The 13,160-nt window shown below is 44.7% G+C and carries 9 protein-coding genes; all 9 read left to right on the top strand.

Translation table 11 applies throughout. The features are described from left to right. Positions 1-4 precede the first annotated feature (4 nt). The 9 genes from cydB (at position 5) to PGRAN_RS08720 (ending at position 13,142) form a co-directional block, all read left to right on the top strand. Positions 5-1,018, top strand: coding sequence for a cytochrome d ubiquinol oxidase subunit II (gene cydB, locus PGRAN_RS08760; RefSeq protein ID WP_036066531.1), 1,014 nt, complete (start codon positions 5-7; stop codon positions 1,016-1,018). Continuing rightward, on the top strand, positions 1,018-2,733 hold the full coding sequence (cydD, locus tag PGRAN_RS08755; RefSeq protein WP_036066530.1) for a thiol reductant ABC exporter subunit CydD: 1,716 nt from the start codon (positions 1,018-1,020) through the stop codon (positions 2,731-2,733). The genes cydB and cydD overlap by 1 nt, the downstream gene beginning before the upstream one ends. Continuing rightward, positions 2,733-4,475, top strand: a complete 1,743-nt coding sequence (cydC, locus tag PGRAN_RS08750; protein WP_036066528.1) for a thiol reductant ABC exporter subunit CydC — start codon at positions 2,733-2,735, stop codon at positions 4,473-4,475. Before cydD ends, cydC begins: the two co-directional genes overlap by 1 nt. Positions 4,476-4,911: 436 nt before the next feature. After that, positions 4,912-5,595: a Crp/Fnr family transcriptional regulator gene (locus tag PGRAN_RS08745; RefSeq protein ID WP_036066527.1), complete on the top strand. Its 684-nt coding sequence runs from the start codon at positions 4,912-4,914 to the stop codon at positions 5,593-5,595. A gap of 91 nt (positions 5,596-5,686) precedes the next feature. Then, the gene (locus PGRAN_RS15690) at positions 5,687-10,042 is read left to right on the top strand and encodes an Ig-like domain-containing protein (RefSeq protein ID WP_051998535.1); all 4,356 of its coding nucleotides are present in this window, start codon (positions 5,687-5,689) and stop codon (positions 10,040-10,042) included. 69 nt (positions 10,043-10,111) lie between these two features. Beyond that, on the top strand, positions 10,112-10,597 hold the full coding sequence (locus tag PGRAN_RS08735; RefSeq protein ID WP_036066526.1) for a DUF4352 domain-containing protein: 486 nt from the start codon (positions 10,112-10,114) through the stop codon (positions 10,595-10,597). Positions 10,598-10,616: 19 nt separating this feature from the next. Beyond that, the gene (locus PGRAN_RS08730) at positions 10,617-11,783 is read left to right on the top strand and encodes a glycosyltransferase family 4 protein (protein ID WP_036066524.1); all 1,167 of its coding nucleotides are present in this window, start codon (positions 10,617-10,619) and stop codon (positions 11,781-11,783) included. Then, positions 11,783-12,463: a YveK family protein gene (locus PGRAN_RS08725; protein ID WP_051998533.1), complete on the top strand. Its 681-nt coding sequence runs from the start codon at positions 11,783-11,785 to the stop codon at positions 12,461-12,463. Before PGRAN_RS08730 ends, PGRAN_RS08725 begins: the two co-directional genes overlap by 1 nt. Beyond that, positions 12,453-13,142 carry a CpsD/CapB family tyrosine-protein kinase gene (locus PGRAN_RS08720; protein WP_051998532.1) on the top strand — a complete coding sequence of 230 codons (690 nt, stop codon included), beginning with the start codon at positions 12,453-12,455 and terminating at the stop codon, positions 13,140-13,142. Before PGRAN_RS08725 ends, PGRAN_RS08720 begins: the two co-directional genes overlap by 11 nt. Positions 13,143-13,160 lie beyond the last annotated feature (18 nt).

Raw genomic sequence — 13,160 nt, 5'->3', positions numbered from 1 at the left:
TAAGATGGAATTAAACGAACTGTGGTTCCTTTTAGTTGCTGTACTTTTCATCGGCTTTTTCTTCCTGGAAGGTTTTGATTTCGGGGTTGGGATGTCGACGCGCTTTGTGGCTCGGAATGATTTGGAACGTCGTGTTTTAATCAATACGATTGGGCCATTCTGGGACGCGAATGAGGTTTGGTTGCTGACGGCTGGGGGCGCGATTTTTGCGGCGTTTCCGAACTGGTATGCGACAATGTTTAGTGGTTATTATATTCCACTTGTATTCTTCTTGCTGGCGCTCATTGGTCGTGGGGTTTCGTTTGAATTCCGCGGGAAACATGATACGAAGGCTTGGGTGAAGACGTGGGATTGGGTTATTTTTATCGGTAGTATTTTGCCGCCGTTCTTGCTTGGCGTCTTGTTCTCCTCACTTGTTGCGGGGATGCCGATTAATAGTGAAATGAATATGAATGCAGGGTTCTTCGATTACATTACGCCATTCTCGCTTATGGGCGGTGTGACGGTAACGCTGATTTGTTACTTCCACGGTTTGCTGTTCATTACGCTTCGTACGCATGACGAAATTCGTGAACGTGCGACTCGGATTGCAAAACGGATGTGGTTTGTAACGGTTCCTGTCCTTGCGATTTTTGTTGTTATGGCGTTCTTCTATACAGATATTTTCCAAGTTCGTCCGATTCTGTTACCGATTATGATTGGAGCGACAGTCGTGTTTTACGTGATCTCTGCGCTTTCTCTTTGGAAGGGGCGCGAAGGTTGGGCGTTTGCGTTTAGTGGACTAGGAATTGTTGGGACGATCGGTTCGATTTTCGCAGGATTATTCCCGCGTGTGATGATTAGTTCGACAAGCTCGTTGTATGATTTAACGATTCATAATGCAGCATCTGGCGATTATTCGCTAAAAGTAATGACAATCGTGGCTCTGACGCTTTTGCCGTTTGTACTAGGTTATCAAATCTGGAGCTATTATGTGTTCCGCAAGCGTGTATCCAGTAAGGAGAAAATGACGTACTAATGGGTAGAGATTTATTGAAATACCAAGGTATCAAACCGATCCTTGCGATGTTAGCCGTCCTGACTATAATTCAGGGCGCGGCTATCATTGCGATGGCAAAATACTTAGCAACTGCGATTACGACGCTCTTTCACGGTGATCCGTGGGGAGATGCGCTGTTCGATTTAGGCCTCTTTGCGGGGGCTTATCTCGTACGGCATTTTTTGAATGTATGGAAACGCAAAATTGTCTATGATTATGCTGCAAAAACGGGGACGGCAATGCGTGAGGCGTTGCTTTCGAAACTGTTTCTACTTGGGCCGCGTTTTACGAGTGCGGAGGGGACAGGGAAAGTCGTGACGATGGTCATGGAAGGTGTCGCTGATTTCCGTCGTTATTTGGAGCTGTTTTTGCCGAAATTGATGAACATGTCGATTATTCCGGCGATGATTTTAATCTACGTATTTATAGAAGATACGACGTCGGGCACGATTCTGATTTTGACGTTGCCGATCTTGATTCTGTTTTTGATTATGATTGGGCTGGCAACGAAGGCTCAGGCGGATCGCCAGTTTGAGACGCATCGGGTGTTGTCGAACCATTTCGTGGATTCGCTTAAGGGACTTGAGACGTTGAAGTATCTGGGGATTAGTCGCGCGCACGAGGGGAATATTGCGAAGGTGAGTGAGGATTACCGGAAAGCGACGATGGGGACTTTGCGGATGGCGTTCTTGTCTTCGTTTGCGCTAGACTTCTTTACGATGCTTTCGGTCGCGACGGTGGCGGTGTTTCTGGGCTTAGGCTTGATTGAGTCGACGATGATTTTGCAGCCGGCTTTAGCGATTCTGATTTTGGCGCCGGAGTACTTTTTGCCGGTTCGAGAAGTTGGCTCAGATTATCATGCGACGCTTGCTGGGCAAGAGGCTGGACGCGTGATTCAGGAGATTATTGATAAGGACGTGACGGAGATTGTGGCGGATCAAGCGTTGGATTATGACGCGAATACGTCGTTTACTTTGCAAAATGTGACGGTGCAACACCAGCCGGATTCGCCGACGTCGCTTGATGCGGCTAATTTTACGGTGAGCGGTTTTGAGAAAATTGGGATTATCGGTGCTACGGGTGCTGGGAAGTCGACGATGATCGATGTGCTCAGTGGCTTTTTGGAACCGACGGACGGGGGATTTCTTTGGAATGACGCCGAACGTGTGCAGTTGCGTGATGCGGCTTGGCAGAGTCAGGTGACGTATATTCCGCAACATCCTTATTTGTTCCACGAGACGGTGCGCGAGAATATTCGTTTTTATGCGCCGGATAGTGATGATAGAGAAGTGGAACGGGCGGCTGATGCGGCGGGCTTGCGTGAGTTAGTGGCGGAGCTTGATGCTGGTTATGATACGCTTGTAGGTGAGGCTGGACGCGTGCTGAGTGGTGGTCAGGAGCAGCGGATCGCGATTGCGCGGGCATTCTTAAGTGATCGCCGAATTGTGTTGATGGATGAACCGACGGCGCATTTGGATATTGAAACGGAGTATGAGTTGAAGCAGCCGATGCTTGATTTGTTCACGGATCGGCTTGTCTTTTTTGCGACGCATCGTTTGCATTGGATGCTTGAAATGGACCGGATTATTGTGCTGGATCATGGCGCGATTGTGGAAGTTGGCACACACGAGGAATTGCTCGCGAAAAATGGCTTTTATGCGAAATTAATCAAAGCCCAATTGGAGGAGATCTGATGAGACAAAGTAGCTGGATTGGGCCTTATATTAAACAAAATCGGATGCTTTTCCTCTGGGTTATTTTGCTTGGTTTGCTGACGGTATTCTCGACGGGGGCGCTGATGTTTACGTCGGGATATTTGATTTCGACGGCAGCGACGATTCCGGAGACGATTTTGCTGATTTATGTGCCGATCGTTGGGGTTCGGGCATTCGGAATTATGCGTGCGGTGTCGCGGTACATTGAGCGGCTCGCAAGTCATTCGCTCGTTTTGCGGATTTTGGCATCGATGCGTGTGCGTTTGTACCGAATCATTGAACCGCAGGCGTTGTTGATGCGTTCGCGTTATCGGACCGGGGATATTTTGGGGCTTCTTTCGGATGATATTGAGCATTTGCAAAATTACTATTTGACGACGTTGTTGCCGAATATTGTGGCGATGGTTTTGTACGGCGGTATTGTGATTGGACTGGGCTTCTTTTCGATACCGTTTGCAATTTTATTTTTCGCGTATATTGCCTTGCTAGTGCTCGTGATGCCTTGGGTTTCGTTGCTTTACGCGCGTGGAAAAAATGCATACATGAAACAGGAGCGGAACAAATTGTATCAGAAGTTCACGGATGCGGTGTTTGGAATTAGCGACTGGATGTTTAGTGGTCGTGAAAAGGACTTTATCGCGGATTATGAAGCGGATGAAAAAGTGTTGCTGGCGATGGAGACAAAACAGGCGCGCTTTGCGACATTGCGGGATTTTGTCGGGCAATTGATTATTGGGGTTATGGTGCTTTCGATGGTGTATTGGACGAATCAGCAAGTCGTGGATGGTGTTTTTGAACCGACCTTTATTGCAGCGTTTGTGCTCGCGATTTTGGCGTTGTCGGAGAGCTTTATTCCGGTGAGTAACGCGGTCAGTGATGGTTCGCTTTACAAGGATTCGATTGCGCGCTTGGAGCAGATGGAAGACGCGGAACTCCTCACTTGGGAAGAGGAAGGTGCGCTCCCAAAAGTGGCGATCGATACGGAAAACGTAATTTTACGTACGGAAAAACTGACATTTGGTTATCCGGAAGCAAAGGCGCCGGTTTTGCGTGATTTGGATTTCGAGTTGAAGCAGGGCGAGAAGGTTGCGATTTTGGGACGAAGTGGCACTGGGAAATCGACGTTTTTGAAATTGGTGCAGGGCGCTTTGATGCCAACATCTGGTTCTGTGACGTTGAATGGTGAAAGTGTTGCGAAGTTGCGACCGCAAATCGCGGAGGTGATTTCAATGCTGAATCAGAAGGCGCATTTGTTTAATACGACGGTGCTGAATAATATTCGGATGGGCAATCAGGATGCAACGGATGAGGAAGTGGCTGAGGTCGCGAAACAAGTGAAGTTACATGACTTTATTATGAGCATGCCGGATGGATATCGTACGCAGATGACGGAGATGGGTGCACGCTTTTCAGGTGGCGAGCGTCAACGGATTGCGCTGGCTCGGATTTTGCTGCAGGATACGCCAATCGTTGTATTGGATGAGCCGACAGTGGGACTTGATCCGATTACCGAGAAGGAATTGCTTGGCACGATTTTTGAGACACTGCAAGAGAAGTCGCTCGTTTGGGTGACGCATCATCTTGTTGGTGTGGAGAAAATGGATCGAGTGTTATTCTTGGAGAATGGTGATGTGATTATGGACGGAACGCATCAGGAATTGCTGGTGAAGGAAGAACGTTATCGTCATTTGTATGAATTGGATCGCCCTATTATAAAGTAATATAAAATACGCTCTCATGCACGACAAGCTAGCTCTTGTGGTGTATGGGAGTATTTTTTTTGTTTCTATAGAGCTGATAGTAGCCAATTTGTTCACTATATAAAGCATAGGAACGGTGATAAAATGGCTTGTATAACATTCATACCACATATTGAAGGGACAGTAAAAAAAGCGAGATGGAGGCGTGATATATCGGATGGAAGATAATTTTAGTGAAAAAATAAGCTAGAATATGGAGTAGTTCACACATCGTTTGGATTTTAATACGAATTCCTGTGAAAATCCACAGATGTAATATTTTTTACCGTGGTAATATAAATATGTGACAGGCAACAGAGTAGTAGATTATACATAGAATACCAATACCTGTCATCTGCATACAAAGTTTAAGTCATAGTATATAGAAATATAAACTTTGAAAGCAAGGAGATGAGCCATGTTGTCTTACATTGAGTTGTATGATAAAGATGTAATCGACAAAACCTTCAGCAGTAATAAGTTATTGGATTTGTTACTCGATGATGATATTTATGTCATTGATTCGAAAAAAATCACATTAGAAAAAGGAGAAGTAATTTTCAATGAGAATGACGTACATGACTATATCTACGTCATAGCATCAGGAATATGCGGGGCTTGGAAAAATGGACATGTCACGAATTTCTATGGGCACCAAGAAGTCATTGGGATGGATGATATTTTGAGTAATGAGCGATCATTCGTTACGGTGTCTGCTTTAATGGAAGTAGAGGCGTGGAAGTTTTCTAAGGAACAAGTGATGGCCAAGTTGATGTTTACGCAAGAAGGGGTGTTTTTCTTGTATAACAATATGAAAGTGGCAAATATGGATTTGCTGCATAAGGACGCGATGCATTTGGAGGATACGAAAGAGAGGCTTCTAGCAAGCCTTATAAAGTTGGGAAAGAGGTACGGAGAAGTTAGTTCATACGAAATAAAATTGCCGAAAGTTTTCACTAAAAAGATAATTGCAAATCATTTAAATCTTAATCCTGGAACGATGTCTATCCTTTGTAAGCAGTTGGAGGTTGACGGGATTTTAGAAAAAAGCTTGCGGCAGATTCTTATCATAAACAGAAAGAAAGGTGAGCTGTATCGCTAATTTTTGAAGGGGGTGAGCGTGTAACCGCGAAAAAGTAATACAAATCACAGGATAACACAAAAATGTAAATAAAAGGAGAGTTTAAATTTTTATGAAGAACAAAAAAGTTTTAGCAGGTATGTTAGCGGTGACTGTTGCAGGTTCGCAATTTGCGGGTGCAGTTGGCGTTCAGGCGGCAGAAAATATAACACCAATAAAACAAGCGGCAGCAACAAATACGACAGTCGTAACTACATTTGCGCAATTACAGAATGTATTAACCACGGGTAGCGGGGATGTTTCTATCGCTCTTGGCAACAATATTACTTTGGAAAAGGGTACAACGGTTAGTAAAAATATTACGTCGCTCACGATTGATGGGCAGGGCTATACATTGACGGAAAACACGGCAGGTGCAGCAGCGGGAACGATCTATATCGGCAATGCAGCCACGAAGACGGTAACAATGAAAAACATGAATATCGTCGGTAAAAACTATTATGGGCCGGTGAACACAAGTGATAGTTTACGTGGCATTACGCTGAACTACCAAGACGTAACTTATACAGGGCCACAAATTATTCATAACGTTGGTGGCTACGCAAATTTCAGTGGTGATAATCATGTCACGATTACAAAAGTATTCTCCACTGGCGATAAAGCACAAGAATTTTCGGAAGCAACTGGTGTCAACGTGAGTGGCAAGCTAGTTATCGATCATGGTGGGACATCGGATAGTACTTTCTGGTTTGGTTACGCCAACTATGTACCGACTTTCTTAAATATTGAAGATGATGCGGAAGTTTCCGTATTGGTACGTAATACGGATATGTTTTACTTAGACAATTCGGCGACTAAGCCGTTTAGCCTGACTGTCGGGAAAAATGCGAAATTTGACGTTGTGACGAATAAAGATTTGTTCCGTACATCAAGTATGGGCGCGAAAAATATGACTTTTGGTGAAGGTTCCGAAACGACTATGACGCGTCATTCGACGAAATCGAAAGAGCTTATCAATTTAAAAAGCGGTTCCAATCCTGGAACGATGGTTGTTAACAAAGGTGCAAAGGTCAAATTAAATAATGAAACAGGCCCAGTGGTTAGTGGATCTAGCAACAGTTCCATCAGCTTGAACGACCCAGATGAAGTGACATTTCAAGGTAATATCGGATCACTTTTGAAGTATAGTGGTGCGTTCGGATTCTCTGCTCAAAATGTTAAAGCATGGAATAATTCGACTGGTGCAGGGGTACCAATGTTTACAGCGAATCATGCGGTGGATAAAGATGCGCTCGTAGCTTCTGGTGTAGCAACAGGAACAGGTGCAGTCAACATTACAACGACCAATGACAACAGCGTGCGTAACATCCCATTCACGGCAGCGGGGACGCTTACTTTCTCGTCTGACGCGACAGTGATTGCAGCTCCGAAAGTAGACACGGTAACGAACATGGATACGGTTGTCAAAGGAACGGGTGAATCAGGCAAAAAAGTCAATGTGAAACTACCAAATGGCTCGGTATACACAGGAACGGTAGATGATAACGGGAATTATTCTGTTGCTATTCCAAAACAAGAAATTGGCGCGACAATCAGTGTATGGCTTTCGGATACAGGTGGCAATGTGAGTCCGACAGCAACGACAAAAGTAATTGCAAGCACGATTCCAGCCACATTAAATGACATCACAGATCAATCGAAATCTATCACAGGAACAACCGTACCAAACGCAGATTTTACATTGAAAATTACCACAGATGGTGTTCCAGTAAGATATACAGGCTCTGCGGATTCCACTGGAAAAATTCTAGTAAACCTTGATAAGTCCCCAGAAGCAGGTGCAACAGTTGAGTTGCAAACAACGAAAGACGGCGCATCAAGCAATGTCATTTCGAAAACAGTCAAAGATGTGACACCTCCAGATGCTCCTTTTGTATCGCCGGTATTAAACACAGACATAGTAGTTACTGGAACTGGTGAAATCGGCGCGACAGCAACGGTCAAATTGCCGAATGGCAGTGAAGCCGATGCACGTGTCGGTCAAGACGGGAAGTTTTCCGTAGCGATTCCAGCCCAAGCAGTTGGAGCAGTGCTCGAAGTAACGTTGACAGATGCAGCGGGTAACGAGAGCGAGCCAACAAAAGTAACTGTGGCAGCCAACGTCATCGCCGCAACATTAAATGATATCACAGACAAATCAACATCTATTACAGGAACGACGGTACCAAACGCAGATTTCATCATCAAGGTAACGACAGACGGTACAACCGTGAAATACGAAGGCCAAGCTGACGGAACTGGAAAAATTCTCGTAAGTCTAGATAAAACGTTGAAAGCTGGCGCAACGGTAGAATTACAAGCAACAAAAGGCGGTGCATCAAGCCAGATCGTTACGAAAACAGTACAGGACGTAACAGCACCAGAGGCACCAGTTGTGTCACCAGTCTTAAATACAGATACCACTGTGAAAGGAACAGGTGAAGTAGGCGCAACAGCAACGGCGACACTTCCAAACGGTTCAAAAGCCGAAGCAGTAGTTGGAATGGATGGTAAATTTTCAATTACCATTCCAGCCCAAGCAGTAGGTTCAAAAATCAGTGTCACACTAACAGATGCAGCGAATAATACGAGTGCAGCGACAGAAGTTACTGTGGGCTCAAGCATTCTAGATGCACCGACAATCAATGAATATACAGTAGCAGACGGATTTGTTGTTGGTAGAGCTCCAGCAGGTGCCAGCAGAATCGCGCTATACGTCGGGGACAGACTAGTTCGTTACGGCGCTATTGACGCAAACGGCGGATACCAAATCTACGCGGCAGATCATGCGAAAATGCAAATTATCGGAACTGTTTTCCAAGTAGCGGCGGTGGACGCGAACGGTACAGTAGGAACAAAAGCAAGTTCCACAGTAAAAGCTAACATTGCAGCACCAAGCGTGAAAGATTTTTATGTAGGTGATGTTTACGCAAAAGGAACAGCAGTCGGGTCTACGAAGGTTACGCTATTTGTAAATGACAAAGCAATTCGTACGGCAGCAGTTGCAGCAGACGGCACGTATTCGATTTACACAGGCGATCAAGCGTCGCTAGCCTCAGCGGGCAACAAGTTCCAAATTCAAGGGACAAGTGCAGATAACAAAGTGAGCGCGAAAACAACAGCAACTGTTAAATCTAAACTGGCGGCACCACTTATCAATAAATATGTCGTATCTGATGTATATGCAAAAGGAACAGCAACGGGCGGCGCAGAAAAAGTGGCATTATACATTGATGGCAAACTCGTTCGTACAGCAGCTGTCAATCCAGATGGAACATTCTTGATTTACACAGGCGACCAAACAGCGCTACGAACGGCAGGTAAGGCATTCCAAATTGCAGCAATCGATGGTGCAGGTACGGAAGGCCCTAAAGCAACGGCAACGGTTCAAACCGTTCTAGCCGCACCAACTATCTTGGCTTACTATCCAACGGACGTTTATGCAAAAGGAACAGCACCAGCCAATGCAACACGTGTAGCGCTTTATGTTAATGATAAATTTGTTCGCTACGCACCAGTAACAGCCGGCGCATATTCGATTTACACAGGGGATCAAGCCTCATTAACAGCCGTTGGGAATACATTCCAAATTGCAGCGGTAGACGCGAACGGTAGCATCGGAACGAAAGCAACAGGAACAGTAAAAGAAGACAATCGTGTTGCGTACACACTTACAGCGAATGAATATAATATGGCGGCAGATCAAGATGTTTCGGGAACACACGGAACAGGAATCACTCGCGTGAAATTAGAAGTAGCCGGTGAAGTGAAGCGTCAAACAACAACATCTGGCGGTACGTACGCGATTTACGCAAAAGATGTCATCACTTCCACGACTCAAAAAGTAGAACTGGTTGGTTACGACGCACAAGGCTTCGAACGTAATCGCGTGACAGTATCTGTGAAAAATGAAGCACCACAAACATACAACATCAACGCAGACGTATATAACACAGTAACAGATGAATATGTCAAAGGTGATTCCGATATGGCAATTACAAGAATTAAACTAGTCGTAAATGGCAAGGATGCTCGTTCTACAACAGTAACTGGTGGCGCATACCAAATCTACGCACAAGACAAAATCAGTTCAGCCTCTGACATGGTTGAAATTGTAGCATACGACGTAAATAATATAGAGCGTAATCGCATTACTGTTTCCGTTGTCAGTCTTGACCCAGCAGCTAAGAAAGTAACGCCAAATGATTACACATTTGGTACAGATAGCGTGACAGGATCATTCGGTTCTGACGTGAAAAAAGTACAACTATTTGTCGATGGAGCTTTTGCACGTCAAGCAGCGCTTACAGGTAATACTTTCACAGTTTATGCAAAGGATAAAGTTACTTCCAAAACACAATTAGTAGAAGTCGTCGGATTCGACGCGGCAGGACTTGAAATTTCTCGCCAAGCAGTCACGATAAAATAAGAAAGACTTCCGACTAGGCATGACGCCTGGTCGGGAAGTTATATCAATGAAATGAGGCGTTTGAAGCGTATGAAAAAAGTAATTATTTTTGCTTTGGCGGCAGTGCTTCTTGCTGGCTGTTCTAACACGGCTTCTGGAGATAAGAACGAAGTGAAAACAGAGCAGAAAGCGGTAAAACGCGAGCTAAATAAAGCGAAAACAGTCAATGAAATAGTGATGAAAATAACGAATGCGACGACTATAAAAGATGACACGCTAGAACAAGGACAAGAAATGCTTCAGTTGAAATTCGAAATTAAGAACGGTAGCAAAGCAGAGTACGGGATCGGTTCTGGCGATTTTTACATTCAAGACGAGGCGGGAAAAAAATACACGATGACAGGTCGCGAGGATAATTTTGGAGCAGCAATAAAGGCTGGTGCTACGCTGAAAGGAAATGGTTATTATGCCGTTCCAAAAAATGCGAAGAAGCTAACGGTCGTCTATGATCAAGTGATGAATAAAGCCAAAGATAAAAAAACAATCAGCTGGTTTATCGGGACGCCGACAAAGTGAGGTAGGAGAAGGAGTGGAAATGAACCATAAGCTACGACAAAACAAGATTTTTATGTTCAGCTCTGTACATGTTTGGTCGGATACTCGGATTTTCTTTAAGGAAGCGAAAACATTGGTTGAGAATGGTTTTGAGGTTGATTTCTATGCGATGTCTGGCACGACGGAATACGAGGATACGATTCCTAATTTGCAAGTGACGACGCTTGCGAGAGGTGGGAAATGGAGTCGTCCGAAAACGTGGCGCACACTATATAAAGCGGCACTACAGTCTGACGCCAGTTGCTATCATTTTCATGATTTTGAGTTGCTTCCGGTGGCTGTGAAATTGAAAAAGAGAAAGCCCGGTGCGCGCATTATTTATGATATGCATGAGAATTTTCCGGCGATGATGGAAACGAAAGACTGGATTCCGGCATTGTTTCGTAAGCCTTTTTCTAGATGGATAGCGAAGAAAGAGCGTGATTATATACCGCATTGTGACCATCTTATTTTTGCGGAGAGTTCGTATAAAAAGCATTACGCGGACTTGGATATACCAAAAACAGATATTCTGAACTTGCCGATTTGGGAAGCGAGGCAGGAGCGGGAAAAGGATACGGTGTTTACGTTCATCTACGTGGGTGATATTATTCAGGATCGTGGTGTTTTCAACATGATTGAGCTGATGCACGAGCTGAAATTACGGGGACATGATGCGCTGAAATTGAAGCTGATTGGGCCGATGCAGTCGCATGTGGAGACGGAAGTGATGAAGTGTATTGTGGAGCGTGATTTAGTAAATAATGTGGAGTGGCTAGGAAGGTTACCATATAACGAGATTTGGGATCACTATGGAAGCGCGCATGTTGGCTTGTGTTTGCTGCATCCGATTCCGAACTACATGCATTCCTTAGCGACGAAGATTTTCGAATATATGGCGGCAGGGCTTCCGATTTTAGCGACGAATATTCCAGATTGGGAAGCGCTTATGGCTGAGACGGATACAGGTTTTACGGTGGATGTTTGGGATGGACAAGCGGTTGCTGATAAGGCGGAGCAATTCATCGCGAAACCTGCGCTCTGTAAAGATTTTGCACGACATGGTAGACGGGCGTTTGAAACGAGATATAACTGGACGACAGAAGCTGGGAAATTGATCCATATTTACAGTGAACTTAACGACGGAAAGCAGGGGATGCGCAAGTGATGAAGATTTCAATGAGCGATCTGGGAAAAGTATGCAAAAAATATGCGCTACTTTTGTTGCTCATCCCAATAGTTACGACAGGCCTCGTTTTTGTTGTCAAAAAAGTAGTATTACCACAAGAATATACGGCGTCAACGCAATTATTACTCACGATGGATAGCAGTAAAAAAGGGGATAACCCGACGCAGACTTTCGATGATTTGCGAACGAGTATTCAGCTCATCGGAACGTTTTCGACGACAATACAAAGCGCAAAAGTTCGTAATGAGGTCGCGAAGAAGCTAGGTTTGGAGGGGGTGGACGAATCGGTTAGCGTTGTGACCGATCAGAATTCGCTTTATTTTACGGTTCATGTGACGGGGACGAATCAGGAGCAAACGATGGCTGTTGCGAATACGTTGGGCGATGTTTTGACGCGCGACTTTCCTAAATTGTTCAGCGGAATTCATGTGAATATTATGGAGGGCGCGGATACAGCACAAAGTAAGGCGATTACTTTTCAGCTGCTGCTTGGCTTTATAACAGGCACGATGGCGAGCTTTATTTTGGCATTGTCAATTTTACTGTTCAGCTCGATTGTTACGAAGGAGTCGCAACTGCGAGATTTAGGACTCACAGTTCTCGGCGACGTTCCTTGGAAAAATTTACGGAGAGAGGATTTTGAGACAGATGCGGAGTAATCAGTATAGCCCACCTTTTCTACCGGTTGTGATTAATAAGAAGAACGGGTTTACAGCCGAGCGATTCCGGGCGATCAAAACGAATTTGCAGTTTATCAAGGCGGAAAGTGGAGCGCCGCTTCAGTCTCTTGTTTTCACCTCAGCGCATAAAGGGGAAGGTAAAAGTTTCTGTGCGCTGAATTTGGCGGTTACATATGCGAGGCAAAATGTGAGGGTTTTGCTAGTCGATGCGGATTTATATAAACCAAAGTTAACGGGGCAATTTCAAATGAAGTATGCAGAAGGGTTATCGAATGTTTTGGCAAATTATGCGGATCCGATGGCTTTGGTACAAGGAACGAGTGAGGCGAATTTGATGTTTTTACCGTCTGGGGTTGTTCCTCCGAATCCGTTAGAATTAATCAACTCATATCGAATGAAAGAGGTGTTGGAAACCTATAAAGAAGCGTTTGATTTAGTGCTATTTGATACGCCACCGGTTCTGTTACTGAATGATGGCAGAATATTGGGAAGTTTATGTGATGGTGTGATTTTGGCTGTTAGGAGTAACGTAACGAAAGAAAAAGATGTGGTGCAGGCAATGGACTTGATTAATCGTGCGGATGGACGGGTGGTTGGTTCGGTTCTCAATGGCAAAAAGTATGGCGCGAGAGAGATGAAGACTTATTCCTATTATTAATAGAGTGGTATGGTTAGC

Source organism: Listeria grandensis FSL F6-0971 (assembly GCF_000525835.1).
In the GTDB taxonomy this organism is placed as follows: Bacteria; Bacillota; Bacilli; order Lactobacillales; family Listeriaceae; genus Listeria_A; species Listeria_A grandensis.
Note: the sequence above shows the minus strand (reverse complement) of the source record. Positions and strands in the feature narration are given on the sequence as shown.

Excerpts from the sequence above, each read along its gene's own strand:
- cydB (WP_036066531.1), top strand. The coding sequence starts at position 5 with ATGGAATTAAACGAACTGTGGTTCCTTTTAGTTGCTGTACTTTTCATC.
- cydD (WP_036066530.1), top strand. The coding sequence starts at position 1,018 with ATGGGTAGAGATTTATTGAAATACCAAGGTATCAAACCGATCCTTGCG.
- cydC (WP_036066528.1), top strand. The coding sequence starts at position 2,733 with ATGAGACAAAGTAGCTGGATTGGGCCTTATATTAAACAAAATCGGATG.
- PGRAN_RS08745 (WP_036066527.1), top strand. The coding sequence starts at position 4,912 with ATGTTGTCTTACATTGAGTTGTATGATAAAGATGTAATCGACAAAACC.
- PGRAN_RS15690 (WP_051998535.1), top strand. The coding sequence starts at position 5,687 with ATGAAGAACAAAAAAGTTTTAGCAGGTATGTTAGCGGTGACTGTTGCA.
- PGRAN_RS08735 (WP_036066526.1), top strand. The coding sequence starts at position 10,112 with ATGAAAAAAGTAATTATTTTTGCTTTGGCGGCAGTGCTTCTTGCTGGC.
- PGRAN_RS08730 (WP_036066524.1), top strand. The coding sequence starts at position 10,617 with ATGAACCATAAGCTACGACAAAACAAGATTTTTATGTTCAGCTCTGTA.
- PGRAN_RS08725 (WP_051998533.1), top strand. The coding sequence starts at position 11,783 with ATGAAGATTTCAATGAGCGATCTGGGAAAAGTATGCAAAAAATATGCG.
- PGRAN_RS08720 (WP_051998532.1), top strand. The coding sequence starts at position 12,453 with ATGCGGAGTAATCAGTATAGCCCACCTTTTCTACCGGTTGTGATTAAT.